We start from the raw sequence: 25,346 nt of genomic DNA, 5'->3' as shown, positions 1-25,346 counted from the left end.
CCGCACAGGAGACGGGCTCAGATCGGCGTTTTCGGCGCGCAGGCGCGCTTCTACTCCAGCGCGCCGAGCACCGAAAACGTCGAGATGGGCCCGTATCCGAAGCGGGTGAGCGCCGCTCAGGCGCGCGGGCTTCGCTGCTGGACGAGCTCGTCGAGGCCGAGCTCCCGCGCCTTCTGGGCGAGCGCCTCGATCTTCTTCTTCCCGTCGTCGTCGGTGCCCGGCAGGAGCGACGTGAGCATCCCGGACAGCGTGCCGTCCTTGGGCCGCGCGAGGGGCGCGGGGTGGGAGATGATCTGCTTCAGGTCCTCGGGGAGGCTCGCGTTGCCGTTCAGGTAGTCGCCGACCAGGGCGCGCACCGTGGCGCTCTGGTCGACCATCCCGTCGACCGACTGGCCCAGGGTGACCGCCTTGACGAAGCGGTCGAAGAACGCCCCGTCGCCGCCGACGATGTTGATCTTCGCCTGGTCGAACGCGCCCCGCAGCACCTCGGCCTGCGCCCGCGCGATCTCGGCGCGGATGCGCAGCGCCTCGAGCTCCACCGCGCGCTCCTTCTCGAGCCGCAGGCGGAACTCCTCGTGCTCGCGCCCGACCCCGTCGAGCGCCTTCATCGCCGCCGCCTTCTCGGCCGTGCCGGCGGCCTCGGCCAGCAGCCGCTGCTTGATCGCCGTCGCCTCGGCGAGGCCCGTCTTCTCCAGCGCCAGCGCCTCGGCCTCGCGCGTCCTCGCGGCCGCGAGCCCCTTCTGCTCGATGCCGGCGGCCTCGGCGAGGAGCCGCTCCTTCGCGGCCAGCGCCTCGGCGCGCCCCTGCTTCTCGATCACCTGCGCGTCGGCCTCCTTCACGAGCGCCCGCGCGAGGCCCTGCTTCTCCTCGCCGGCCGCCGCGGCCGACATCTTCTCGAGCGTCACGCGCGCCTCGGCGAACCCCTGCTTCTCGATCGCCTGCGCGTCGGCCTCCTTCACCCGGATGCGCGCCAGCCCCTCGGCCGCGGCCTCGGCCTGCACGCCCTCGGCCATCCGGATCTTCGCGCGCGCGGCCTTGTCGCTCGCCTCGAGCTCGGCGTCGGCCGTGATGAGCTTCTCGCGCGCCCGGAACTTCGCCGCCTCCTCGCTCGCCTCGGCGCCCTTGATGTGCTTGACGAGCTGCTCCTGCGCCTCGGCCTCGGCGTTGATGCGCACGACGTCCTTGAGGCGCGTCGCCTCGGCCACCGCGCGCACGTCCTTGATGCGCTCCTCCTCCTCGGCCACCGTCTTCTCGACCGCGATCCGCGCCCGGACCACGTCGGCGATGTCCTTCCGCTGGAGCTCCAGCTCCTTCTCGCGCGCGATCTGTTGAAGCGCCACGTCGCGCTCGCGGCTCACGATCTCGAGCTGCCGCGCCTTCTCGACCCGCTCGGTCTCGACCGCGACCTCCCGCTCCTTGTTCTTCTGGGCGACCGAGACGCCGCGCTCCTTCGCCTCGCGCGCGATGAACGCCTCCTCGTCGTTCTTCTCCTGGAGCAGCACCGTCTTCTTGCGCTCCTCGCTCGTGATGCGGGCGGCCTCGTTCTGCTCGCGCGCCTGCGCCACCGCGATCTCCTTCGCCTTCTTCGCCTCGGCCTCGGCCCGGCGCTGCTCGAAGCGGAAGACGGCCTCGTCGGAGTTCAGGTTCTGGCTGCCGATCTCCATCCGCTCCTTCTGGCGGAGCTCGTTCGTCAGCACGTTCTGCGCGACCGTCAGCTCGGTGATCTTCCGGATGCCCTCGGCATCCATGATGTTGTCCTTGTCGAGCAGCTCGATCGGCGTCTGCTCCAGGTAGTCGATCGCCGCGTCGGCGAGCACGAACCCGCTCAGGTCCTTGCCGATGACGTCGATGATGTCGTCCTTGAACTTCTGCCGCTCCTTGTAGAGGTCCTCGAAGTTCAGCCGCTTGCCGACCGTCTTCAGCGCCTCGGAGAACTTCGCGGCGAAGAGCTGCTCGAGCGTCTCCGGGTTCGACGCGCGGACGCAGCCGATCGTCCGGGCGACCGTGCGCACGTCGTCCTGCGTCTTGTTCACCTGCACGAAGAACGTGACCTTGATGTCCGCGCGGATGTTGTCCTTGCAGATCAGGCCCTCCTTGCCGCGCCGGTCGATCTCGATCGTCTTGACCGAGATATCCATGTACTCGGCGCGGTGGATGATCGGGATCACCAGCGTCCCCGTGAAGGTGACGATGGGGTCCTCGCCCCGCGTGTTGATGATCAGCGCCTTGCCCTGATCCACCTGCCGGTAGAACTTGGCGTACATGACCAGCATCCCGAGGGCGACGAAGGCGAGGACACCGACGAGAGCGATGATGAGGGGGACGGTCAGAGTGGGCACGCGGAGCTCCTTCGCGTTTTCGGCGGGGGGCAGGGCGACGGCCCTCGCTGCCGCGTTCGCGTCAGCGAGGGCTCGATCGCCCGGCCTGAGCCAGATCGGGGGCCGCATGATGCCCCCTCAGGGAGGAGCGTACACGAAACCGCCAGCGCGACGGCGGCGTTCGAGCGGACCGCGCCGGCGGCTTCAGCGACCGCGCTGACGCACGTTTTCGGCGCCCGACGCGGCGATCTCGTCGTCCTCGGCGCCTTCCGGGGGGCCTTCCGCGGAGGACGCAACCCGCCCGGCGAGCGGTGGGGGCGGGCCCAGCAGGGCGTCGAGCGGCTCGACGGCGAAGACCTCGCCGTTCGGGTCCCAGCTCACCAGCAGCGCGCGGTCGCCGCGCCGGAGGGCGCCGGGCGTGTCGCTCCGCACGTCGAGGATGTGGCTCGCGCCGCCCTCCTCGATCACCGCCTGGCCGAAGCGCTCGTCGACGCGGCCGGTGGAGATCACGCACACGCGGCCCACGAGGTCCTTCTTCGCCTGGGCGTGCCGGGTCACGAACAGGGGGGCGATCGGCCGCACCGCCAGCGAGGTCAGCAGGACGGCGACGGTGAGCGACCCCGCGAGCACCGCGAGGCCGAGCGCCCAGCGCGGCAGCCCCGCGCCGGTCCAGGCCGGCTCGGCGAGCATCGTCGACAGGACGCTGGAGAACCAGCCGAACGCCGCGACGAGCGTGAGGGTCACGGTCGCGGGCACGCGGTGGAGCTGGAGCGCGACGAGCAGCGATCCGACGCCGTGCGCGGCGTCGCCGCCGTCGGCCAGGCCCTCCGCGGCGCCCTTGGCAGCGCCCTCGAGCGCGCCCTTGGCGGCGCCCTCGAGCGCGCCCTTGGCGGCGCCGCCGAGCGCGCCGAGGTCGGGCGCGGCGTCCGCGTGCGCGCCGCCGAGCAGGTCGAGGTCGAGCGCGCCCACGAGGACGAACAGCCAGTAGATGAGCGCGAGCGCGAGCACGACCGTGAAGAGCACGGCGGGGAACATCAGCGATGCGGCGAGCACCTCGGCCATGGGCAGACCCGGGCAGGAGGCAGGCGCAGCGGGCGAAGCGCGACGCGGCGCCCGCGACCGGCGTTCCGGATTGGATCACAGCGAGGGGAGGAGCGGGGTCAAATTCCACCGCCGCGGTGCGCCGCCGAAAAGGGTTGACATGCCGGGACAGGCGCCGCTGCGGATCCGGTCAGGGGATCATACGGAACCGCTGGCTGTCGGCGCCGGTGCAGGGCATCTGGACGACATCGGCGAGGGGCGCGGTGCTCCCGTTCGCGATGCTCAGGCACTGGCCGCTGTGCTGGGCCTTGACGTAGAAATAGCTGCCTCCCGCGTCGACGAGCTGGAATCGCTGGTTGGGGGCGCCTGTGCACGTCCACTGGACGACGTTGGTCCCAGGGTCCGGGCTGGAGTAGTGCACGTCCAGGCAGAGGCCGCTGTGCCTCGGCTTGATGAAGTAGTGGCCGTCGCCCTCGGGGGTCTTCACGAACTCGAAGCTCTGGTTGGCGCCGCCCGTCGGCGTCCACTGGATCACCGGGGTCTCGAGCGCGGTGCTCGAGTAATAGACGTCCATCGCGAGGCCGCTGTGCCTGGCGATCAGCGGCGCATAGAACTCATGGATGCTCACGTGGCTGAAGTCCACGGTGGTATTCGTCCAGATCGTGTTCTTCTTGGAGGACGAGAACACGTCCGACCAGAAGACGTGCCACTCGACGTAGGTGTCGCGCAGCGTCTGGCTGGACTGCAGGCGAACCGGCACGGCGCCCGTGTAGCGCGAGTCCGCCCGATAGATGGCCTGGAACTGCGGCGTCAGCGTCGACTTGGCCAGGAACGGCAAGTCGCGCAGGTAGCCGGTCCACGAGTTCACGAGGTCCTGCGGTGCGTTGTACGGATTCCCCTCCGCGGCGCTCATCCGCCAGGTCCAGTCCGTGCGCGTCCCGACGCTGCTGTCTATCGCGCTGAAGTCGCTCAGCGTGACGCTGCTCGTCGCCGCCGTGCTGCACGAGAAGCTCGTCGTGGGGCCGTCGGTGCCGACCCCGCCGCCGAAGGAGCAGCCGTTGGAGACAGCGTACGAGTTCACCCCGTTGGGCGAGTTGGGCGTGTGCATATGGGAGATCAACGGCGCCGACGCGTCCGGCTGGATCTGCACGTTGACCGATTCCTGGAACCAACCCCGCTGACCGCCGTCGTTGGCCGGAAGACCGCCGGGGTTCGTGCCCGAGCCGACGCCGGAGATGATCAGGAACTTGCCGGGCGGGTTTGCCGATGCCACGAGCTCGACCTCGAAGCCGATATCCATCGTCGCCGTCTGGACCCAGCTGCAAGCGGGGCACCATCCAGGGCTCCAGGTCGTGCGCAGATTGACGAGGTAGCTCCGGTACGTGCCCTGCGGGTAGCTCGACATGGTGAGCGCCATCGGCTTCACAGACGTCGCCTTCTCCGCCACGATCTCGCGGAGGCGCCGGGCCACGTCGTTCGCCATCTGCTCCGGGCGCGCTGCGGGCGGCGATGCCCCCGTGGGCGCCTGGCTCGACGCCTGCGCTTCATCGCTGGCAGGAGCGCCGAGATCGAGGCGACCGCTCCGCGCGTGGGCCTCGTCGGACGGCTGGACGGCCACCGCCGCGTGCTCGCTGGGCCCGGAAGCCACCTGCATGTCGCCGGCATTGCCGAGGATCTCGATACGGAACCTGGTCCCGTCCATCGACGGCTCGACGATCGCGGCGTCGGCGGGCACGCCGTACCCGATGGCGGCGGCCATGCGCGACGGGTCGTGGGCGTTTTCCATGACGAGGGGAATGCCGGCCTCGGTGGCGGCGCGGAGGAGGGGCAGGACGGCCTCGATCCGGTCGGGGCCCAGCGCCTCCATGTCGGCCACGATCGCGCTGGCGTCGTCGAGCAGCTTCGCCACGTCTGAATCCGCCGTGGGGAGCCGATCGAGGACGCTATCGGCGTCGAGAACCCGGAACTCGCCGGCCAGGCGATCGAGCATCGGCGCGCTGTCCGCCGATATCGGCGTCAGCGCGACGAGCGAATCGCGCGCGCCGAGCGGTTGGCGCGACAGGACGGCCTCTCGCGACGGGATTGCCTCTCGCGACGGGATTGCCTCTCGCGACGGGATGCCGTCCGGCGGGGCCAGATCTCCAGTGGAGTCCACCTCGGCGGGCGCGCCCGCGCCTTCCGCTGCACAGCCGGCCTGGAGGGTGTTCAGCGACAGAAGCGCCAGGGAGAACGACAGACCAATGTGTTTGCGCATGGATTCCTATCTTTCGATGGTTGGGTTCGTGGTTCGCAGCGGCTCCGGCGACGCGGCGCTCCTGCACGGCAGAGGCGCCCCCGACCGCGCGGCTCCTGCGACGCGGTAGAAGAAAACGACCCTCGTCCCTGCTCCTCGACAGGTCTTCGAGGGATGGGAGCTGCCGGGGCAGGGCGCGGTCGCCGCCCGGTCGTGCATGGAGTGTCCGCGCCAGGAGCGAACGTTACAGCGCTCGCGGCGATTGTCGGCGGACGCCCGGGACGAGCCCCCGACCGGAGGGTCGAGCGAGGGTGGCAGTCCGGCGCGACGTCGCTGCTCCGCGGTGCCCGATGGACTTGCCGCCGCCGGGGCACTACCCTCAGCGATCATGCCTCCCACCGAGGAGAGCGATGCATCGCTCGTCGACGGGCTGCGCGCTGGACAGCAGGGGGCGCTGGCCGAGCTCCTCCGGCGCTACCACCGCGCGAGCATCCGCGTCGCGCTCACCTACGTGGGCAGCGACGCGCTCGCCGAGGAGGTCGCCCAGGAAGCCTGGCTCGGCATCGTGCAGGGCGTCGAGCGCTTCGAGGGGCGGTCGTCGTTCAAGGCGTGGCTGTTCTGCATCGTCGCCAACATCGCGAGGCGGCGCGGCCGGCGCGAGGCGCGCACGGTCCCGTTCTCGGCGCTGGGCGACGGTGACGGCGACGACGAGCGCGGGCCGACCGTGGATCCGTCCCGGTTCCAGGAGGGCGGCCGGTGGGACGGCCACTGGGCGGTGCCCCCCGCGGGCATGAGCGACGTCCCCGACGACCGGCTGTTCGGGCTCGAGGTGCGCGCCTTCATCGAGCGAGCGATCCGCGAGCTCCCCGCGCTCCAGCAGCGCGTCATCGTGCTCCGCGACGTCGAGGGGACGAGCGCGGAGGAGGCGTGCAGCATCCTCGAGATCACCGAGGCGAACCAGCGCGTGCTCCTCCACCGCGCGCGGGCGAAGGTGCGCAGCGCGGTGGAGAGCCTGCTCAACGAGGCCAAGGAATGACGATCGACCCGCTCGACATCGCCTGCCGCGACCTCGTCGAGGTCGTGAGCGACTACCTCGAAGGCGCGCTGGGGCCCGCGGAGCTCGTCGCCCTCGAGGCGCACCTCGTGATCTGCTCGGGTTGCGCCGAGTACCTCGCGCTCCTCCGCCGCGTCCAGCGCGCCACCCGCGGGATCGCGACGACGGACCTCGACCCCGCCGTGCTCGATCGGCTGACCCAGGCGCTGCTGCCGCGGCGGGGAGCGCCGTGATGGAGCGGACCGTGCGCGCGCTCAAGTTTCTCGGCGAAGGGGGCGTGGGGCCGTTCTCCGGCTTCCGCTGGCCGCTGCCCGAGGGCGGCGCCCCGGGCGCGTGGGTCGAGGCGAGCGAGGCGACGCGCGCGTGCTCGCGCGGCGTCCACGCGTGCCTGCCGGCCGATCTGCCCTACTGGCTCGCGCCGGAGCTCTACGTGATGGAGCTCGGCGGGGCGGTCACGCGCGCCGAGCTCAAGCTGGTCGCGCCGCGGGGCCGGCTGCTCGGCCGCGTCGAGGGGTGGACCGGGGAGCGGGCGCGCGAGCTCGCCGTCGCCGCCGTCCTCCACGCGCGCGACACGGCCGTGGCGATCCTGTGCGCGGAGGCGGAGGCGCCGATCGCCGATCGGATCGCCGCCTGCGCCGACGTCACCGCGCTGGAGGTGGCGCTCGCTGGCGCGTCACCGTCGAGCGACCGGGGGAAGCTCGCGCTGGAGTACCTCGACGACGCGGCGTGCTCGCTCGCGTCCCCCGTCGTCAGCGCGTACTGCGCCGCGCGGGTCGGGCTCGATCGACGAGGCTACCTCGCGGAGAGGGCGTGGCAGGCGGAGTGGCTCGCCAGGGCGCTGGGGCTCTGGGAGGCGCTCGCGGGCTGACGAGGGGGGCAGAAGTCCGGCCACCTCGGGCCGGCGCCGGACTTCTGGGGGGCGGAGCTACGAGGCGTTCCGGCGCGACTCGTTGTTCTTCGTCTCCGTGGACGACGTGGCGCCCGCGGAGGTGATGGCGCCGGACGCGCCCGCGATGGAGCCGGACGACGCGGTGGAGCGCTCGCTCGACGACAGCCCGGCGCTCGACTTCGCCTCGCCCTGCTGCTGCTGCTCGCGGTAGAGCCGGATCTCGTTCCGCACGTCGGTCACGCCCGACACCCGCTCCGCGAGCGTCTCGAGCTGGTGCTTGAAGCGGCGATCGCGGACGGTGCCGGAGAGGATGACCTCGCCGTTCTGCACCTTCACCTCGACGTCGCTCGCGTCGAGGTCCGGGTGGTCGGAGATCTGATCGCAGATGTCCTCGCGAATCCGGTCGTCCGAGCGCTTGTAGCCCTTGGGCGGGCGACCGCGCGAACCGCTGAGGCCTCCGCCCTGTCCGCCGACCGTGTCGAGGAAACTCCGTCCGCCGCCGTGGCCCTGTCCGCCCCAGCCCTGTCCACCCGGCTGGTGCTGCTGGAAGCCCTGATCGCCCCGGAAGCGCGACTCCTGGCCTTCGAATCCTCGCTGCTGGCCGGACCGCTCGGTCCAGCCGCGCTCGTCGTCGGCCCACTGCCGGAGGCCGCCCCGGGCCCCCTGGTGCTGGCCGCCGCCGAAGCCTCCCTGGCCACCGAAGCCGCCCTGGCCGCCACCAGGTCCACCCTGGCCACCGAATCCACCCTGGCCGCCGAAGCTGCTCTGGCCGCCGCCGTAGCCGCCCTGGCTGCCGCCGAATCCACCCTGACCGCCGAAGCTGCTCTGGCCGCCGCCGTGGCCACCCTGGCCGCCGAATCCACCCGGATGACCGCCGTAGCCTCCCTGACCGCCGTAGCCTCCCTGGTGGCCGCCGAATCCACCCTGGGCGCCGTAAGCGCTCCGGCCGCCGAGCTCATGCTCGCTGCCGAAGTAGCCCGGGCCACCCTGGCCGCCGTGCTGGCCCCCGAAGCCGCCCTGGCCGCCGCCGAAGCTGCCCTGGCTGCCCCCGAAGCCACCCTGGCCGCCACCGTGGCCGCCCAGACTTCCTCCGAATCCACCCTGGCCCCCGAAGCCGCCCTGGCCGCCGCCGTAACCGCCCTGGCCGCCGCCGAATCCGCCCTGGCCGCCGCCGTGACCGCCTTGGCCGCCGCCGAAGCCGCCTTGGCCGCGGTAGCCGCCCTGGCCGCCGCCGAAGTGACCTTGGCCGCCGTGACCGCCCTGGCCGCCGCCGAAGCCGCCCTGGCCGCCACCGAAGCCGCCCTGGCGGCCGCCGTAGCCGCCCCTGGCGCCAAGATCGTCGCGACCTCCTCGCTGGAAGTCATCGCGGTAGCCGCCCGAAGCGTGGGATGCGTGGTGCTGGCCTCCGAAGTCCTCGCGCTGTCCCCAGCCGCGCTCCTGCCGGCCCTCCCAGCCACGCTCGCCGCCGTGGCCGCGTCCGCCCTGGTCGCGATCGTAGCCGCCTCCGCCGAACTCACCCTCGTAACCGCGCTCCTGGCCGCGTCCGCCGAACTCCCGTTGATCCGCGCCACCACGGAAGTCGTCGTGGCCGCCTCGGGCGTGACGCTGGTCGTCGCGCTGGAGTACTTGCTCGTAATTGCCACGGTGGCCGTAACTAGCATCGCCGGCGGCGCCGCGCTCGCTACGATATCCTTGATCACCTCGCTGCCCCTGGTGTCGCCCGAACCTCTCGTCGTCGCGTCCCCGACCGTCACTTTGCTCCTCGTCGATCCAACCCTGACGATTCGGCATGACTCCTCCGCCTTTCTCTGCAACACGAGCGACAGATCGGCGAAACCGTGTCGCTTCCGGTGATGATCCAGTGGGCGCTCATGGCACGCGGGACAGCAGTGATCGGGCCGCCTGTTGTTCGCGCCTGTCCGGCGCCGCGCCCCTGAAAAAACCGGGGCCCCGATGCCCCAGCGCGGCCGGATGTCGCAAGGGGTATTCCAGATCCGCCGGGGCGACGTTTCGGTCCGTTTTCGGGAAGATGACGGGACTCGACCCCGCGCGCGGAGGTGCAAAGTGCCCCATGTGCGAGCGACAGAGCGTCCCATCGAGACGTTGTGCCACAGGGCGAGGACGTCGATTCAGGTTGTTCCTGAGCTCTCTCCAGGGATCGATTGACGCTCTCCTGCAGCGGTCGAGCGTGCGCTGATCGAGGGATCTTCAGCGCGAGAGGGAGAATCCCGCGGGTCGATCTGACCTGGGCGCTTCTCGTCCTGTCGAGCCCGGTCGCGCGTCTGCCTTGCTCGGGTCTGCTCGCGCGCTTCCTTTGCGCGCTCTGGTTGCTCGTTCGTTGCTCGTTCCGTGCCGCGCGCCGTCAGCGCGGCGCGCGCAGCGCCTCGAGGATCCCGTCGAGCCTCTCGAGGATCGCCCGGTTCTGCTCCTGCAGCTCCTGGGACGCCGGCGCGCCGCCGGGCGCGCTCAGCGCGGAGCCCACGAGCGTCGGGCCGAAGGTCATCACGAAGGAGGCGATCGTCTTGCCCGCGGGGGTGCGCGCGAACAGGTCGGTGTAGCCGCCGGACAGGCACGTCGAGATGAACAGGAGCGCGTCCACGAAGCGCGTGCACCGCGGGTTCTCGGCGTGCTCGGCCTGGTAGAACAGGTACGAGCACCCGAGGACCATCACCGCCATCGAATCGAGCGGATCGCGCGTCATCGCGCTCCGGAAGCGCTGCTTCACCTGGTCGAAGGAGAGCTCGCCCGCCCCTCCGGCGGCGAGGCCCACCGCGAGCAGGGCGACCGCGCCGCGCAGCCGCTCGTCGCGGCCGAGGGCAGGGGCCGCGGCGTCTCCCAGGACCTTCCTCGCGGCGAGCGGTGACGGATCTCCCACGGCGTGCCCTCCCGGCCGCGCCGCGGACCGCGGCGCAGCCTCCATGTCTCGCACGGGAGCGGACGGAAGGGAACGGCCGCGCGCCTCACCGAAACCGAAAATTCATGCGCGCGCCGCGCACCCGCGGCTACCCTCGCGCCTTCGCCGGAGCCCCCATGCCGGCCAGGACAAGCGTGATGACATGGCTCGTGAGCAGCGTGACCCGATGATGCGTGCGCCGCGTGACGAGGCGGCGCGCGGGAGCGTGACCCGGTGGCTCGCGCGCGCGCCCGCGCCGGTGTTCATGGCCTTCGCCGTGACCGCCGCGTTCGCGACGTACTTCTGCATGTACGCGTTCCGCAAGCCGTTCGCGGTCGGCACCTTCCAGGGCGCGGTCGCGCTGCCGCTGCTCCCCGCGCTCGACCTGAAGAGCCTCTACATCATCGCCCAGGTGCTCGGGTACTGCGCCTCGAAGTTCCTCGGCATCAAGGTCGTCTCCGAGATGCCGCCCGAGCGGCGCGCCCTCGCCATCCTCGTGTGCATCGGGGTGAGCGAGGCGGCGCTCGTCCTGTTCGGGCTCACGCCGGCCCCCTACGCCGCGGTCTTCCTCGTGCTCAACGGGCTGCCGCTCGGGATGGTCTGGGGGCTCGTCTTCGGCTTCCTCGAGGGGCGCCGCGTGAGCGACCTGCTCGGCGCCGGCCTCTGCGCGAGCTTCATCGTGGCGAGCGGCTTCGTGAAGACGGTCGGCAAGCTGACGCTCGGCTGGGGGGTCCCCGAGGCCTGGATGCCCGCGGTCACCGGGGCGCTCTTCTTCCCGCCGCTGCTGCTCTCGGTGTGGATGCTCGCGCAGATCCCGCCGCCGTCGGCGACCGACGAGGCGCTCCGGACCCGGCGCGCGCCGATGGACCGCGCCGCGCGGCGCGCGTTCGTCCTGGCGAACGCGGGCGGGCTCGCGACGCTGGTCCTCGGCTACATCGTCCTCACCGCCTACCGCGATTTCCGGGACAACTTCGCCCGCGAGATCTGGGACGCCCTCGACTACGCCGATCAGCCGGCGATCCTGACGACCGCCGAGATCCCCGTGGCCATCGGCGCGCTCCTCTCGGTCGCGGTGATGATGGGGATCCGGAGCAACAGGACGGCGCTCCTCGCGATCCACGGCATCATGGTCGCCGGGGCGGCGCTCGCCGGGGTGAGCACGGTGCTCTACCAGGCGGGCGTCATCGGCCCCGTCGCGTGGATGATCAGCGTCGGGCTCGGGCTCTACGTGGGGTATGTCCCGTTCAACTGCGTGCTCTTCGACCGGCTCATCGCGGCGGTCGGCTCGGTGGCGACGGCGGGCTTCCTGATCACCGCGGCCGACGCGTTCGGCTACCTCGGCAGCGTGGCGCTGCTGCTCTACAAGAGCTTCGGCCAGGCCAGGCGCTCGTGGCTCGAGTTCTTCCTCGGCTTCAGCTACGCGACCTCCTTCCTCTGCGCGGCGCTCTTCGCCGCGTCGGCGGCCTACTTCTGGCTGCGCACGCGCCCCCCGCTCCCCGCCGCGCGCGCGGCGTTCGACGCCTGAGCCGCGGTCACCCCATCGTCGAGCGCAGCACGTCGTGGTCGGGATGGCGCCGTCCCGGCGATCCGATTCCTGCTCCGCGCGTCCGCGCGTCCTTGACCTCCGTTATCCTCGACGGTGCTTTACAACCCAGGAGGTCCAGGTTGATCCGAACAGCACTTGTCAGGCTCGGGTTTGCGGCATTTCTCGTGGGAGCGCCGCTGCTTCCAGCATGTACCCTCGGTCCGGACGGCGCGGAGCAGGCGGAGGCCACCGGCCGCGCGAGCCTGTCCCTCGTGACGCAGGCCAACGGGCGCGTATACCGGTTGAGCAACGCGGTCTTCTCGGTGGAGGGGCCGATCGTCACCTATCTCAGCAGCTCGGACGATCCGGGCGAGACGGCGCTCACGGCGGCGTTGCCCGTGGGCGATTACACGAGCTTCCTGGAGACGGGCTGGGTCCTGGAGCGCGACGACGGCGGCACGTTCGTGCCCGTGCAGGCGACGCTCATCTCCGGCAATCCCGCGCTGTTCACCATCCACGAGGGGGCCACCACGGCGCTTGTGTACCGGTTCCAGACGGACGGCACGGTCGTCACCATCGGGGATGGTCAGCTCGACATCTCCATCGAGGTGACCGAGGTCGGCGGTAGTTGCACGCCGCTCGTCTCGGGCTGCGGTGACGGCGCGTGGTGTGTCCCCGGAGAGCTGGCGGGGGGAACGCCTGCCTGCCTCGAGAACGGCGACATCCCCGTCGGCGGCGCCTGTGACGACCCTGCAGCCCAGTGGTGCGTGGCCAACGCGCTGTGCGGCGACGTCGAAGGGACGGGCGCCGCCGTCTGCATCGAGCTCTGCCCGACGGACAGCATCGGATCTCCCTGCGAAAGCGGCGGGTTCTGCTCCGATATCGGCTACCTCGAGTTCGGGATCTGCTTCTGATCGGGGCCCGCCCCGCCAGGGGCCAGCGCGGCACGGCGGGCTGATCGGCCGATCACCGGGCGCCGTTCAAAGCACGTAACGGACCCAGCACTCCTTCAGCCCCCGCACCAGCAGGGAGAGGTTCCACTCCGGCGCCCTGCCGTCTGCCCGCTCGAAGCGCCCCGGGAGGGACGCCAGCACCTCGATCCCGACCTTCGCCTCGGCGCGCGCGAGCGCCGCGCCGATGCAGAAGTGGACGCCGTGGCCGAACGACAGTCCGACCTGCCGCTCGCGGTCGATATCGAACCGATCCGGGTCCGGGAAGACCTGCTCGTCGCGGTTGGCCGAGCCGATGAGCGCCGCCACGAACGCGCCCGCCGGCACCGTGACGCCCCGGATCTCGACATCGGTCTTCGCCTGCCGCAAAGCGATCTGCCCCGGCGGCTCGAACCGCAGCACCTCCTCGAGGAAGGCCGGGATCAGCGCCGGGTCCGCGCGGATGCGCGCGTACACCTCGGGGTGATCCATGAGGAGCACCAGCGCGGCGTTGAGCAGGTGGGTCGTCGTCTCGAACCCGGCGGCCAGCAGCACGAAGAGGAAGCTCACGAGCTCGGGCTCGGTGAGCGCGACGCCGTCGACCCGGGCCGCCAGGAGGTCGCTCACGAGATCGTCCCGCGGCGCGGCGCGGCGCGCCGCGATGACCTCCAGGAGGTACTGCTCGAGCTCGACGATGGTGGCGCGGATGCCCGGCCTCATCTCCGGCGTGGCCGCGGCGGTGGCGACGAAGTCCGCGGTCCAGCGCTGAAAATTGGCGCGCAGCGCCGGGTCGAGGCCGAGGAGATCGGCGATGGCCGCCGCCGGGATGGGCATCGCGAGCTCGGCGTAGAAGTCGAGCTCGCGCCCGGGGGTCAGCCGCTCGACGAACTCCCGGGTCACCGCGCGCAGCACGGGCTCGATCCGCGGGATCACGCGCGTGCTGAACGCGCGGCTCACGAGGGCCCGGGTCTTCGTGTGCTCCGGCGGATCCATGAGCAGCAGCGAGTCGGCCATCGGATTGCGATCGAGCCAGGGCGGGAGCACCGCCACCCGGCCGCCCTGCGCGGAGAACAGGTCGGTGTTCTTGAGGGCGAACGCGACGTCGTCGTAACGGCTGAGCGCCCACAGGCCCCCTGGATCGACCTGGCACACCGGATGGGAGCGGCGCAGCTCCGCATAATAAGGATACGGGTTCGCGCGCAGCTCCGGAGAGAGCAGATCCAGGCGATGGCTCATGTGTCCTTCCTGATGTCGGGTAGCTGGGTGAAGCCCCCATGGTCCGCGAACGCGCGGACGACGTCAATGGACGTGGGCCTCCGGGGCGACGGCCGCCGCTGCCGCCCGCGGGCGACCGCGGGCGCCGACGCGCTCGGGCCGGGGGTGACGATTCCGTGATCCCGGCGCTCGGCGCCGAACATAGCGCAGGGAGACCACGATGAGCGCGAGCGGAGCCGGCCGCCCTGCTCGCGCGAGGTGGACATCTCACCACGTCGCGCTCCCTCGAGCGCGCATCAAGGAGGAATCGCCATGCGCAACATTCTTGTCTTCGTGTTCGTGCTCGTCGCTGGATGCGGCGGTGATGGTCAGGTCGCCGGCAAGGTCGCCTGCGACTTCAGCTCCTCCGCCGCGAGCGGTGTGAAGGTCCATAGCTGCAGCGAGGTCGAGGCCGACGACATCGACGAGCAGGAAAGCCAATGCAAGGATTCCGGAGACGTCGACGCCACGCTCGTCGATAGCTGCTCCACGGAGGACGTGCTGGGCACCTGCGTCGTCGCCCGCGGCGAGGAGACGATGACGATCACCTATTACAATGCGGAAGGGTTCACGGAGGAGGCCGCGAAGCCGATCTGCGAGGGACTGAACGGCACCTGGACCGCGAGCTGACCAGAGGCGCGTCGCCGCGGTCGCGGCACGGATCCACGCAGGCTGCCTTGCCCGGGTCCCTCGAACCGCGCCGCGCGCGCCGGAGCGCCCCTGCGCTATGCTCCGCCGGACCGTGCCGCCGCCGAACGAGCGCTCCGACCGCAAGCGCGTCCTCGCCTTGCTCAAACGCCACGGGTGGAACGCGACCTCGTTCCAGACCCTGGAGTCCGACTTCCGGTACTGGTTCCACGGCGACGACGCCTGCGTGGCCTACGTCGACACAGGCAGCGCGTGGGTCGCCGCCGGCGCGCCGCTCGCGGCGGCCGAGCGGCTGGCCGAGGTCGCGCAGGCGTTCGTGGAGGCGGCCGCGGCGGCGGGGCGGCGAGCGTGCCTCTTCGGCGCGGAGGCGCGGTTCTCCGAGCAGGTCCCGTGGAGCGCGATGCTCATCGGGGAGCAGCCGGTGTGGGATCCGGCGCGCTGGGGCGCTGTCCTCCGGTCGAGCCGGAAGCTGCGGGAGCAGCTCCGGCGCGCGCGCGCGAAGGGCGTCGTCGCGCGCCCGGTGAGCCCCGGCGAGCTCGAGGCCGCCGAGAGCCCGCTGCGGCGCGAAGTCGAGCGTCTCATGGCGCGCTGGGCCTCCTCGCGACCGATGGCGCCCATGGGCTTTCTCGTGCAGCTCGAGCCGTTCTCGTTCGCCGGCGAGCGGCGCTACGTCGTGGCGGAGGCCGGAGGCGCGGTGGTCGGCTTCCTCGCGGCGGTGCCGGTGTACGCGCGGCGCGGCCTCTTCCTGGAGGACCTGCTGCGCGACCCGTTCGCGCCGAACGGCACCACGGAGCTGCTCGTGGATCAGGCGATGCGCACCGCCGCGGCGGAGGGGTGCCTCTATGTCACGCTGGGCCTCGCGCCGCTCGCCGGGCCTGTGCGGCGCGGGTTGCGCGCGGCGCAGCGGCTCGGCGCTCGCCTCTACGACTTCCAGGGCCTCTACGCCTTCAAGGCGAAGCTGCGGCCGGACGGCTGGGCCCCGATCTACCTGGTGTACCCGCCGGGCGGCCACGGGCTCGTCGCCATCCATGACGCGCTCGCGGCGTTCGCGCGCGGGGGTCTCCTGCGCTTCGGGCTCGCGACGCTGCTGCGCGGGCCGGCCGTGGTCTTCGAGGTGCTCGGCTGGTTGCTCATCCCGTGGACCGCGCTGCTCGCGCTCGCGCCCGCGGCGCGATGGTTCCCGTCGCCCGCGGTGAAATGGGCGTGGGTGGCGTTCGACGTGGGCCTCGCGCCGGCCATGCTGCGGCTGAGCCGGCGGCACGGGCAGGCGCTCTCTCTGATGCTCGCGGCGCTGGTGACCTGCGACGCGGCGCTGACGCTGGCGCAAGCGTTGCTGTTCAACCTGCCGCGGGCGCGGGGGCCGTTCGAGCTCGCCGTCGTGGGGGTGGCTGTCGCGGCGCCCGCTGTCGCGGCGGTGCTGCTGTGGAGCGCGCGGATGCACAGGCCGGAGCGGCTCGTCGGCGCCTGAGGCGCGGCCGCGCTCCGTTGTCCAATCTCCCCTTTCTTCCCTCTGTGCCCTCTGTGCCTCTGTGGTTTTTTCTTTCTCTCTCTCATGTACCCGGGACCGGCCCTGGCGACATCGGCCCTAGTTCCCGCTGCAGCGCTCGAGCCCCTCGGCCTCCGGCTCGGGCGTCATCGGCCCCTCGCCCCCGTACCTGGCCCGCAGCGCGCCCGTGAGCGCCCGCCCGCGGGCGATCTCGCCGAGGACCTCGGCGCCCTCCGTCGGCGTGCGCTCGTAGGAGCCGCCGTAATCGACCGTGTAGAGCCCGAACCTCGGCGCGAACCCCTCGGCCCACTCGAAGTTGTCGTAGAGGCTCCAGTGGTAGTAGCCCCGCACGTCGACGCCCTCGGCGCGCGCGCGCTCGATCTGCTCGAGGGCGCGCACGACGCCCTCGGCCCGCCGCTCGCCCACGCGGGTGGCGATCCCGGACTCGGTGACCACGAGCGGGAGGTCCGGGTAGCGCGCGCCGAGGTCCGTCAGCGCGCCGTGGAGGCCTGGCGCGTGGTGCTCGTAGCGCATCGCCGGCACGCAGAACGTCGGGTCGATCGGGGGCACGCACGCGCCGAGGTCGAGCCCGTTCACGCACGGCGTGAGGTTCAGCACCGGCACGAGGCCGCCGTCGCCCGTCACGCCGGCGCGGAAGTAGTACTGGACCCCGAGCCAGTCGAGCGCGCCCTGGAGGCCGGGGAGCTCGAGATCCGGCTCGCCGTCGAGATCGCTGTCCAGCCTGCCGCTCCGGACCGCGTCGACCACCAGGTGGTTGTAGACGTAGGCCATGCGGTCGCGCGCCCCGATGTCCTCGGGGTCGTCGCTCACCTGGTGGTTGCGCGCCGGGACCCACTCGGCGACCGAGAGCGGCAGCCGTCGCCGGGTTGCGGTCCTCGATCTGGGTCGCGGCGCTGGCGGCGCCGAGGCGGAAGCCGCCCTTGCCCGACGCCGCCGAGAGCGACCCCGGCGCGCCGTAGCCGATGTCGGGCAGCGGCGGCGGCGCCGGCGTCACGGCCTCCTCGGAGGAGCAGGCGGCGAGCGCGAGCGCGGCGAGCGCGAGCACCGTGAGCGCGGGAGAGGCGCGGAGGGCGGGAGAGGGCGCGAGGGCGGCGATCGCGCCGGCGCGGCGCGCCGACCGACCTCGCCTCTCGCGGGAGCGCACGGGGGAGGGGCTCAGTTGACCGGCGGGACCTCGGTCTTGCAGCCGACCTTCAGCTCGACCTGGCCGCCCTCGCGGAACTGGGTGCAGGTCGCGGGGCACATCACGATCTTCGTCGGCGCGCCGCCGGTCGCGGGGTCGACGTCGTAGTACCAGCCGCCGGCGGCCGCGTCGCAGCTCGCCTCGTCGGCCACGTAGAAGATCGTCGACGGGTCGTTGCCGTCCGGCCGCGTGTGCTGGACGTTGAGCGTCCCGTAGTCGAGCGTCTGCCCGGCGGACGGCGCCGGGACCTGGTACTCGCACGCGAGGCTCTGGCCGCGGATCTCGGTGAGCGCGTCGAGGAACGCCTGCGTCACGTCGGTGCTCGTGTCGATGAAGAAGGCCGACGTCGTCCCGCCGCCCTCGGCGATGCGGTCCATCGTGTCCTGCGCGCCGTCGTCGTTGCCGTCGAAGACGCCGATCACGAAGGTCGAGATGCTCGGCGTGCCGCTCAGCGCCTCGGCCGCGAGCTGCGCGATGCCGTCGGCGCTCTGGGGATCGCACTCGGTGGGCATCCCGTCGGTGGCGAGCACCGTGACCACCCGGTGCGTCGGGTTCGCCTCGGCGTGGGCGCGGGCCTGCTGGAGCGCGCCGGCGAGGGCGCCCGCGGTCGGCGTCGCGCCGAGCGGATCCTTCTGCGCGATCGAGGTGACGAGCGCCGCGGCGCTGGCGTCGTCGAGCGGCGTGATCGGGACGGCGGGCGCCGCGTACACATCGGCGTTGCACGAGTCCGGGTGCGCGCACTCGCTCTCGGTGAGCTGCCGGCACGAGCCCCCGCCGTTGCGGCAGGTCCCGCCCGCGGGCGCGCACAGGTCGCCGCTGACGGAGCACTCGCCGAGGGCGATGCAGGTGTCGCGGGGCCCGCAATCGTCGTCCGTTTCGCAGACCGTGATGGGCACCGCGTTGCGGCAGATCCGCAGCTGACACGGCCCGTTGGCGCCGCACTGGGAGCTCTCCGTGCAGGTCTCGGGCACGCCGGGGTCGCGCAGCGGGAAGTACTGGAGCCCGACGCCGAGCCCCGCCGACTGCGGGTCGGTGAAGAACGCCTCGAGCGCCTGGGTCACGGCGTCCCACTTGGTGACGTTCCTCGAGATGTTCTCGTCCATCGACCCCGACGCGTCGAGCATGATGTAGAGATCGAGCGGCACGAGCTCCGCCGTGCTCGTCTCACCGGCGCACGACATGTCGCCCCCCGCGCCCTCGCCCGAGCCGCTGCTCGGCCCCCCCTGGGTTCCTCCGGGCTCGTCACCCGGGCCGTAGCCCGAGCTGGAGCTCATCCCCGAGCCCGTCCCCGTGCCGGTGCCAGCGCCCCCGCCCCCGCCCGAGCCCGACGCATCTCCGCCGGTCCCGCCGCCGAAGACCGAGCCATTGGACCCACCGCACGCCGCGAGGATCACGCTGATCCCTGTCGCGGCGAGCGCCACCCTCGTTGACCGGTTCTCCATGAAAGTATCGAAACACCCCGGAAGACCTTTGTCGAGTGTGCGTTGAATCGAGCCTCACCCAGGAGATGGTCTGATGTGGTGTCGGGTGAGACTGTTTATGAGAGGTGCGGGGGACATCCGGATTCAGGGGTGTCCTGGAGAGCAGGCCGCATGCGGGCGCACGGGCGCTCCGTGCCGCCGCGCGCCCCGGAACGCGGGGTGGTTCGAGGCGCCGCGGGCCCTGGAGGACGTGGGGTATCGGGGTGTCATGTGCTTTGACGCACAGGGCGCCTCGGAGCGCAGGGTGCTTTGCGGCGCGGGCGGCGACGGAGCGCAGGGGCTCCGGAGATCAGGATGGCTTCTTGGGGCCGACGAGGCTGCGGAGGACGGCGCGGGCGACCTCGGCGCCCGTCGCGTCTCGCATGCTCACGGGGATCTGGTACTCCCGGCGCTCGCTGCTGTCCGGGACAGGGCACTCGCAGACGGCGCGGATCGTGCCGCGGGACTTCTTCAGGTACTCGATCGAGAGGCCCGCGACGATGAACCGGGCGTCGTCGGGCAGCGCGTAAGCCAGCGCGGTGTTGCCGGTGAGCTCGGCGAGGTTGACCAGGGCGACGGCGTGCACCGAGCGGAGGTGGTTGCGCAGCCCGGGCCGGTCGCGCATCGTCACCTCCGCGCGGCCGCGCTCGAGGACCTCGATCTGGGCGCCGATCGTCCCCGTGTAGGGCGCCATCCTGCCGAGGAGCGTGCTGAACAGACGCTTGCCCCCGGGCATGTGGCGCAGCCTGTCCCAGAGGTCGCGGAGGACGTTGCGGCGCGAGGTCGCCGTGAGCGAGGCGAGGGAGAAATCGGAGAGGTTCATGCGCAGGATCCGCGGTGCGGCGGCGGCAGCGTGCCTCAAGTCGCCCGCGCGCGCACCTGGAATGCGGCGGCCGTCCGCCTCGTCCGCTCCGGCCCACGGCCAGGGCGACGATCTCGTCCGCTCCGGCCCACGGCCAGGGCGACGATCTCGTCCGCTCCGCCGGTCAGCTCTTGCGTTCCAGGGACCTTCCTTGGGCCCCGAAAAGGGGTCTGAAAGAGCAATTCGCACCGCGAATTGCTCATCCGTCGCGCATTGAATCGTTGGATGGGTCGTCCGGGGCGCCAGCGCCGCGTCTTCGCGACGTTTCCGCGGTGTTTGCGGCCCACGGAGGCCGGCGAGCGGCCGCCCGGGGCCAGCGCGCGCTGCGAGGCGCCTGCCGCGGGAGATAAACCCCCGTCTGGCCCCGGAATTTGGCATATGTATGACACGACCTCGCCGCCCGGGCCAAGGTGGTCCACCCGAGAAAGAGCGGGCTTTCGAGCTGCTCTTTCGTGAGAAGACGTTCGCGCTTGTATGGCGCTGGTTGACGCGCCTCGGAGTCCCGCTGCGCGACCGCGGAGATCTCGCGCAGGACGTCCTGCTCTCCGCGTACCTGAGCTTCGATAACTACAAGCCTGAGATCTCCCGGCCCGAGCGGTGGCTGAACCGCATCGCGGTCCACACGGCCGCACACTACCGCGAACGGGCCCAGCACCGCTACGAAGAGCTCGTGTCCGAGGACGAGTTCCCGGTCCTCGTCGACCAGTCCAAGACCCCGGACGAGCTGATGATCTCGGACCAGGAGCGGCTCATGGTGCTCGAGCTCCTGCACCACCTCGACGTCGACGCGCACTCGATCCTTGTCGCGCACGACCTCGACGGCGTCCCGATGGCCGACATCGCGCAGCAGCGCGGCATCCCGCTCTCCACGGCGTACAAGTGGCGCGCGCGCGCGCTCGCGCTGTTCCACGACATCGTCGCGAAGCGCCGGCGCGAGGACCGCAAGAAGGAGGGCCCGCGCTTCGTGGTGCCCGTGGATCTGGCGGCGCTCGTCGCGTCGGCGCGGGTCGCGCCGCGCGTGCCCGACGACGTGCGGCTCTCGATCCTCCGCGGCGTGCAGGAGGCGGCGCGGGCGCTGGAGGACGGCGCCGCCGGCAAGGCGGCCAGCGGCGCCGGCAAGGCGCTGAGCGACGTCACGGCGTGGCTCAAGGGGCTCTGGAAGCTCGTGTCGACCGCGGGCGTGGGGCCGGTCATCGCCGCGCCCGTCGCCGCGACGGCGGTCGCGGGGGCGCTCTGGCTCGCGCTCCGCGCCCCGGCCGAGCCGCCCGCGCCGGCGGTGATGCACGTCGGGCCCGCCATCGCCGCGGTGGTGCCCCCGCCCGCCGTGGAGCCGGAGCTGCTGGCCGTCGAGCCGGAGCCGCCGGTCGCCGAGCCGGAGCCGCCCTCGGTCGACGCGGAGCCGGTCGAGCCGCCGCCGAGGAGCACCGCGGCGGCCCGCCGCCCGCGCCCCCCGGAGCCGGCCGAGCCCGCGCCGGAGCCCGTGGCGCCGGCGAGGGCGGTCACGACGCCCGGCGGCGACCGGGACATCGAGCTGTTCGAGGCGTGCAGCGAGGCGCTGCAGCGGCGCGAGCCGCTCCGGGCGATCGCGGCGCTCGAGCGCTACGAGCGCGAGATGCCGAAGAGCGCCTTCGGGTCGGAGCGGACGGTGCTCTGGATCCGGGCGCTGCGGCTCGCGGGGCGCCTCGGCGAGGCGCGCGCCCTGTTCGAGCAGGCCAGGCTCGATCCGGCGATCAACCAGCGGCTCCTCGACGAGCTCGAGGACAGCCTGATGGTGCCGTGAGCGGCGCGGGGCTCGCGGGACGCGCGGGGCTCGCGGGGCTCGCGGGACGCGCGGGGCTCGCGGGGCTCGCGGGACGCGCGGGGCTCAGTCGCCCGCGTAGGTGCCGAAGCTCGCGCTGCGGCTCGAGGAGACCTGCGGCGCGGCCTGGCCCACCTGCACGACGGCGGAGAGGAACGCGGCCGGCTTGAGCCCCTCGTCGGGGCCCGCCTCGTTGGTGATGTACTCCAGCCCGAGGCCCGCCAGGAAGCCGAACGACGTGGTGTTGCCGCCGGATCCGAGGATGGGGACCGTCGGCGCGATGCCCACGTAGCCAAGCAGGCCGACGCGCCCCTCGCCGAGCGTCTGCACGAAGCCGCCGAGCTGCGCCGCGACAGGGAAGGCCCGGCGCTCCACCGGGTCGTAGCGGTCGATCGCGAGCGCCACGCCGACGGCGCTGAGCACGCTGCGCGTGACGAGGGGCTTCTCCACCCACGGCGCGCGCGTGATCTGCAGCGTCGCGAGCATCGCCGGGACGGTCAGGTAGGCGCGGAAGCAGCTCCCGGCGCCCTCGAGCGTCTCGAAGTTGTCCTCGCCGCAGAGCGGGACCGAGTGGATCGCCACCGAGCCCACGAGGCGCCGGGCGCGCTCCGGATCGCCGGGCTCGTTCGAGCGCAGCGAGCTCGCGACGCGGCCCGCGTCGGACAGGAGCACCACCTTGCCCTGGGGGCTCAGCGGGTCGCTGTAGACGGCGAGCCGGAGCCGCGCGTCGCCGTCGAAGTCCTCCGCGAGCGGCGGGAGCGGGAACTCCGCGCTGCTGGGCGTGACGATCCACGTGCCGTCCTGCAGGAGCTCGATCGGCGCGCCGCCCCGCATCTGGTCGGTGCGCGTCAGCGAGACGTGGAGCGCGAGCGGCGCGACGAGGCGGTGCTTGGTCTGGCCCGTCAGCCGGATGCGGCAGTTGCCCAGCCGGAGCGGCGCCGGCGAGATGACGACCGCGCCGTGCGCGAGCGGCTGCGGCCCGGGGCGCGACGGGTCCACGTCGGGCGCCCGGCGCGGAGGGAGGCCGGCCGGCGCCGGCGGGGCGCCCTGCGGCGGCGGGGATGCCTGCGCCGGCGCTGCGGGGCGCTGGCCGGCGCCGGCGGGCGCCGCGCCGGCGTTCGCGGGCCCCGCGGCGGGGCCCGGGCCCCCGGGGCCGCCTCGGGGGTGCCCGGCGGCGCGCGGCGGCGCAGGGCCCCCTGGCGGGGCCGCGGGCGACCCCGGGGGCCCGGGAGGCGGGGCGCCTGCCGGCGGCGGGAAGCCGCCGGGCGCCGCGCGGGGCGCGATCGGCGTGGGGCCGCAGTCGACCTTCAGGTCGTCGGCGAGCGGATCGGGGAAGAGGAGCCGCGCGGGGTTCGACTCGACGAGGTTCTCGAGCGGCGGGATCGTGACCCGGTAGGTCGCGTTGACCACGGTGCCGGCCGCGGGCGCGTGGAGGTTGAAGGCGGTGACGCGCAGCCAGCCGCCGCCCGGGAAGACGCGCAGCACCTTGCCGTCGGGGCGCCCGCAGCTGCCCGAGGCGACCTCGAGGACCGGCACGGTGAACGTGCGCTGGAACGGCTGCACCCGGGCGTTGCCGCAGCTGTCGACGATGGCGAGGTAGTGGAAGTCGGCCATCTCGGACTGCTTCGGCCACTGCATGCCCAGCGTGAGCTCGCCCGCGTCGGGCGGCGGCGGCTCGGGCCGGCCGTCGCGGCAGACGTCCACGCGCTCGGGCGACGGCGCGGCCGCGGGAGACAGCGCGCCCGGCCCGCCCGCGGGCGACCGCGCGACGTCCGCCACGGGGCGGTACGCGCAGACGTGCCGGTACGACCGGCGGCCGAGGAGCACGGGATCGAAGTCGAGCAGGCGCTGGCCGTCCTCGGTGATCCGCCCCCAGACCGTGAGCGGGAGGGGCAGCGTCGGGGTCTGGAGCTTGATCGAGCGGAGGATCTGGTCGCCGATCGCGCTCTGCCCGGGATCGCCGGTCTGCGCCGCGCAGCCGCCGCCGCTGCACAGCCACCGGCCGCCGCGGCGCGCGGCCTCGATCGGGACCGGATCGGTGTCGCGCACGCTCATCCAGACGCGGCGCGCGTCCGGGAAGATCTCCGGCCCGCCGCCCGCCGCCGCCGCGGCGCCGGCCGTGCCCGCCGGGGCGCGCACGACCTGCAGGCTGCCGCCGAAGTCGGCGGGGACGGCCATCGGCGCCGCGCTCCGCGGGGCGGCCTGCGCCGCCGCGGACGCGTCCTCGTCGGCTCCCCCCGCGTCCGTCGCGGGCTCGTCCTGCCCCGGCGCGGCTGCCGGCATCGCGAGCGCGGCCATGAGCGCGGCGCCCGCCAGGAATATCGCGGATCGGCGCGCGCTCACGGCGAGCCTCCCTCGCCGGGGTTCGGCTCGGGCTCCGGCTCCGGCTCGGGCTCCGGCTCCGGTTCCTCTTCTTCCACTTCCGCCCCCGGTTCCGGCGCGACCACGGTGATGGGCTCCGAGGTGCACTCCGGGCTCGCGAGCAGGCGGGGCGTCACCCGGAGCTCCGTCGTTCCCGGCGCGACGGCGACGCCCTGGATGATCGTCGCCTCGCTGTCCTCGCCGCGCAGGGTCACGGACGCCTCGCCGAGCGCGATCACCTGATCGTCGCCGACGGCGAGGTCGACGGGGACGGCGATGCGCACGCGCTCGGCGTTGTAGGCGCTCACCTCGAACAGATCGCCCGGCGTCCCCGCGGTCACGACGCTCCGGAGGGCGCGCACGCGGAGCAGGCGCGGCTCGGGGTCGACGGTGAACGACGGGCTCGGCTCGATGACCTTCTGCCCCGAGCTCACCGCGAGCCTCACCTCGCCGCCGAGATCGCTGAAGCACACGGTGAACGGCGGGCTCTCCCCGGTCGGGCCGAGCAGCGCGCGCAGGCGCGTGGCCCGCTCGCGGCAGTCGGGGTCGAGCGACAGGGCGGCCTCGCTGTGCAGCGACTCGATGATCACGGGGGCGTGCTCCACCACGCCCGGCGCGTTCTGGGGGGGCGACGCGCGGACGCGCGCCTCGCGCGCCCGGATCGCGCCAGGCCGCCAGGTGGCGCCGAGGTCGCCCGGGAGCGGGCCGATCGTGCATGTGAGGGGCAGGTACGTCGCGAGCACCCGGTCGCTCTCGCCGAGGCCGCCCGCGATGAGCGCGAAGTTCGTGGCGTCCTCGGGCAGGCCGGCGGGGAGCACGGTGATCGGCAGCTCCTCGGTGCGGTCGGCCCAGGCCACGACGAGCCGCGCCTCGCCGGACCAGTCGCCCTCGGAAGCGGCGGTGAGCCGGGCGTAGCCCTGCGTGCCTGCCGTGCAGCGGAACGCGCCGTCCTTCACCCCGCACGAGGCCCCGTCGCCCTGCGCGTCGTCCGCCGGGTGCAGCGCGAGCGCCTCGCTCGGGACGACGCGGACCTCGACGTAGCCGCCGTAGGCCGGCTCGTTCGCCTCGGTGAGCTTGAGCGAGACCTCGGTGCGCCACGGGCTCTGGCGGGGGAGCACCGGCTTGCCCGCCGCGTCCAGCGTGTCGGCCGCGAACAGCGGCCCCGCGACGTCGGCGCGGAGGTCGACCTGGCCGCTGCCGGCGAGCGGGTAGCCGCGCTCGATGCAGGCGCCGGCGAGGAGGAGCGCGCCGCCGGCCGCCGCCGCGAGGAGCGGGGCGCCCGGCTGGCGCCGGCGAGGGGGGCTGTGCTGGGCGAGGGGGGCGCGCGGGGCGCGGGGCGCGGGGGCGGCGCGGGGCCAGCGCGCGGCGGGGGGCATGGCCCGTCGAGGCGC

Annotated in this window: 20 protein-coding genes; 9 read left to right on the top strand and 11 right to left on the bottom strand. The window is 73.0% G+C overall.

The window, feature by feature from the left end:
- Positions 1-116: 116 nt before the first annotated feature.
- The 3 genes from WME96_RS28670 to WME96_RS28660 form a co-directional block, all read right to left on the bottom strand.
- Entirely contained in the window at positions 117-2,339 is a 2,223-nt protein-coding gene (locus WME96_RS28670) for a hypothetical protein (protein WP_437284772.1), read from the bottom strand.
- Positions 2,340-2,522: 183 nt separating this feature from the next.
- Positions 2,523-3,380: a glycine zipper family protein gene (locus WME96_RS28665; protein ID WP_437284771.1), complete on the bottom strand. Its 858-nt coding sequence runs from the start codon at positions 3,378-3,380 to the stop codon at positions 2,523-2,525.
- Between the two features lie 169 nt (positions 3,381-3,549).
- Complete coding sequence (locus WME96_RS28660) at positions 3,550-5,613, bottom strand: RICIN domain-containing protein (RefSeq protein WP_437284770.1); 2,064 nt, start codon at positions 5,611-5,613, stop codon at positions 3,550-3,552.
- A 367-nt stretch (positions 5,614-5,980) separates the two neighbouring features.
- Here WME96_RS28660 and WME96_RS28655 point away from each other — a divergent pair, with 367 nt between their 5' ends.
- From WME96_RS28655 to WME96_RS28645, 3 genes are read left to right on the top strand one after another with little or no spacing between them, the layout of a single operon-like run.
- A complete protein-coding gene (locus WME96_RS28655; protein ID WP_437284769.1) occupies positions 5,981-6,628 on the top strand; it encodes an RNA polymerase sigma factor in 648 nt (215 codons plus the stop codon).
- Entirely contained in the window at positions 6,625-6,879 is a 255-nt protein-coding gene (locus tag WME96_RS28650) for an anti-sigma factor family protein (protein ID WP_437284768.1), read from the top strand. Before WME96_RS28655 ends, WME96_RS28650 begins: the two co-directional genes overlap by 4 nt.
- Positions 6,879-7,514, top strand: coding sequence for a hypothetical protein (locus WME96_RS28645; protein ID WP_437284767.1), 636 nt, complete (start codon positions 6,879-6,881; stop codon positions 7,512-7,514). Before WME96_RS28650 ends, WME96_RS28645 begins: the two co-directional genes overlap by 1 nt.
- Before the next feature lie 57 nt (positions 7,515-7,571).
- On the opposite strand, the gene WME96_RS28640 is transcribed toward WME96_RS28645, so the two are convergent.
- Positions 7,572-7,934 carry a BON domain-containing protein gene (locus tag WME96_RS28640; RefSeq protein ID WP_437292372.1) on the bottom strand — a complete coding sequence of 121 codons (363 nt, stop codon included), beginning with the start codon at positions 7,932-7,934 and terminating at the stop codon, positions 7,572-7,574.
- Between the two features lie 102 nt (positions 7,935-8,036).
- Here WME96_RS28640 and WME96_RS28635 point away from each other — a divergent pair, with 102 nt between their 5' ends.
- Complete coding sequence (locus WME96_RS28635) at positions 8,037-9,389, top strand: hypothetical protein (protein ID WP_437292442.1); 1,353 nt, start codon at positions 8,037-8,039, stop codon at positions 9,387-9,389.
- 508 nt (positions 9,390-9,897) lie between these two features.
- On the opposite strand, the gene WME96_RS28630 is transcribed toward WME96_RS28635, so the two are convergent.
- A complete protein-coding gene (locus WME96_RS28630; protein WP_437284766.1) occupies positions 9,898-10,410 on the bottom strand; it encodes an ion channel in 513 nt (170 codons plus the stop codon).
- 205 nt (positions 10,411-10,615) lie between these two features.
- Here WME96_RS28630 and WME96_RS28625 point away from each other — a divergent pair, with 205 nt between their 5' ends.
- Together WME96_RS28625 and WME96_RS28620 are read left to right on the top strand one after the other, a co-directional pair.
- Positions 10,616-11,953 (top strand): DUF5690 family protein, encoded by a 1,338-nt coding sequence (locus WME96_RS28625; RefSeq protein WP_437284765.1) that lies wholly within the window; start codon positions 10,616-10,618, stop codon positions 11,951-11,953.
- A gap of 140 nt (positions 11,954-12,093) precedes the next feature.
- On the top strand, positions 12,094-12,867 hold the full coding sequence (locus WME96_RS28620) for a hypothetical protein (RefSeq protein WP_437284764.1): 774 nt from the start codon (positions 12,094-12,096) through the stop codon (positions 12,865-12,867).
- Between the two features lie 66 nt (positions 12,868-12,933).
- Here WME96_RS28620 and WME96_RS28615 read toward each other — a convergent pair whose 3' ends face one another.
- Positions 12,934-14,118, bottom strand: a complete 1,185-nt coding sequence (locus WME96_RS28615) for a cytochrome P450 (RefSeq protein ID WP_437284763.1) — start codon at positions 14,116-14,118, stop codon at positions 12,934-12,936.
- A gap of 291 nt (positions 14,119-14,409) precedes the next feature.
- On the opposite strand from WME96_RS28615, the gene WME96_RS28610 reads away from it, so the two are divergent.
- Together WME96_RS28610 and WME96_RS28605 are read left to right on the top strand one after the other, a co-directional pair.
- Positions 14,410-14,766 (top strand): hypothetical protein, encoded by a 357-nt coding sequence (locus WME96_RS28610; protein ID WP_437284762.1) that lies wholly within the window; start codon positions 14,410-14,412, stop codon positions 14,764-14,766.
- 112 nt (positions 14,767-14,878) lie between these two features.
- On the top strand, positions 14,879-16,252 hold the full coding sequence (locus tag WME96_RS28605; protein WP_437284761.1) for a phosphatidylglycerol lysyltransferase domain-containing protein: 1,374 nt from the start codon (positions 14,879-14,881) through the stop codon (positions 16,250-16,252).
- Between the two features lie 117 nt (positions 16,253-16,369).
- On the opposite strand, the gene WME96_RS28600 is transcribed toward WME96_RS28605, so the two are convergent.
- From WME96_RS28600 to WME96_RS28590, 3 genes are all read right to left on the bottom strand, one after another.
- The gene (locus WME96_RS28600; protein ID WP_437284760.1) at positions 16,370-17,101 is read right to left on the bottom strand and encodes a family 1 glycosylhydrolase; all 732 of its coding nucleotides are present in this window, start codon (positions 17,099-17,101) and stop codon (positions 16,370-16,372) included.
- 345 nt (positions 17,102-17,446) lie between these two features.
- Positions 17,447-18,916 carry a hypothetical protein gene (locus WME96_RS28595; protein ID WP_437284759.1) on the bottom strand — a complete coding sequence of 490 codons (1,470 nt, stop codon included), beginning with the start codon at positions 18,914-18,916 and terminating at the stop codon, positions 17,447-17,449.
- Positions 18,917-19,244: 328 nt separating this feature from the next.
- Positions 19,245-19,757, bottom strand: coding sequence for a hotdog fold domain-containing protein (locus WME96_RS28590; RefSeq protein WP_433927241.1), 513 nt, complete (start codon positions 19,755-19,757; stop codon positions 19,245-19,247).
- 421 nt (positions 19,758-20,178) lie between these two features.
- Here WME96_RS28590 and WME96_RS28585 point away from each other — a divergent pair, with 421 nt between their 5' ends.
- Positions 20,179-21,576, top strand: a complete 1,398-nt coding sequence (locus tag WME96_RS28585) for an RNA polymerase sigma factor (RefSeq protein WP_437284758.1) — start codon at positions 20,179-20,181, stop codon at positions 21,574-21,576.
- Between the two features lie 84 nt (positions 21,577-21,660).
- On the opposite strand, the gene WME96_RS28580 is transcribed toward WME96_RS28585, so the two are convergent.
- Together WME96_RS28580 and WME96_RS28575 are read right to left on the bottom strand one after the other, a co-directional pair.
- Positions 21,661-23,937 (bottom strand): hypothetical protein, encoded by a 2,277-nt coding sequence (locus tag WME96_RS28580; protein ID WP_437284757.1) that lies wholly within the window; start codon positions 23,935-23,937, stop codon positions 21,661-21,663.
- Entirely contained in the window at positions 23,934-25,331 is a 1,398-nt protein-coding gene (locus WME96_RS28575) for a hypothetical protein (RefSeq protein ID WP_437284756.1), read from the bottom strand. Before WME96_RS28575 ends, WME96_RS28580 begins: the two co-directional genes overlap by 4 nt.
- Positions 25,332-25,346: the final 15 nt, after the last annotated feature.

Origin of the sequence: Sorangium sp. So ce406 (assembly GCF_051474675.1) — a bacterium.
Lineage (GTDB): Bacteria > Myxococcota_A > Polyangia > Polyangiales > Polyangiaceae > Sorangium > Sorangium cellulosum_G.
The sequence above is the reverse complement of the archived record's forward strand: the minus strand, read 5'-3'. Positions and strand labels throughout refer to the sequence as shown.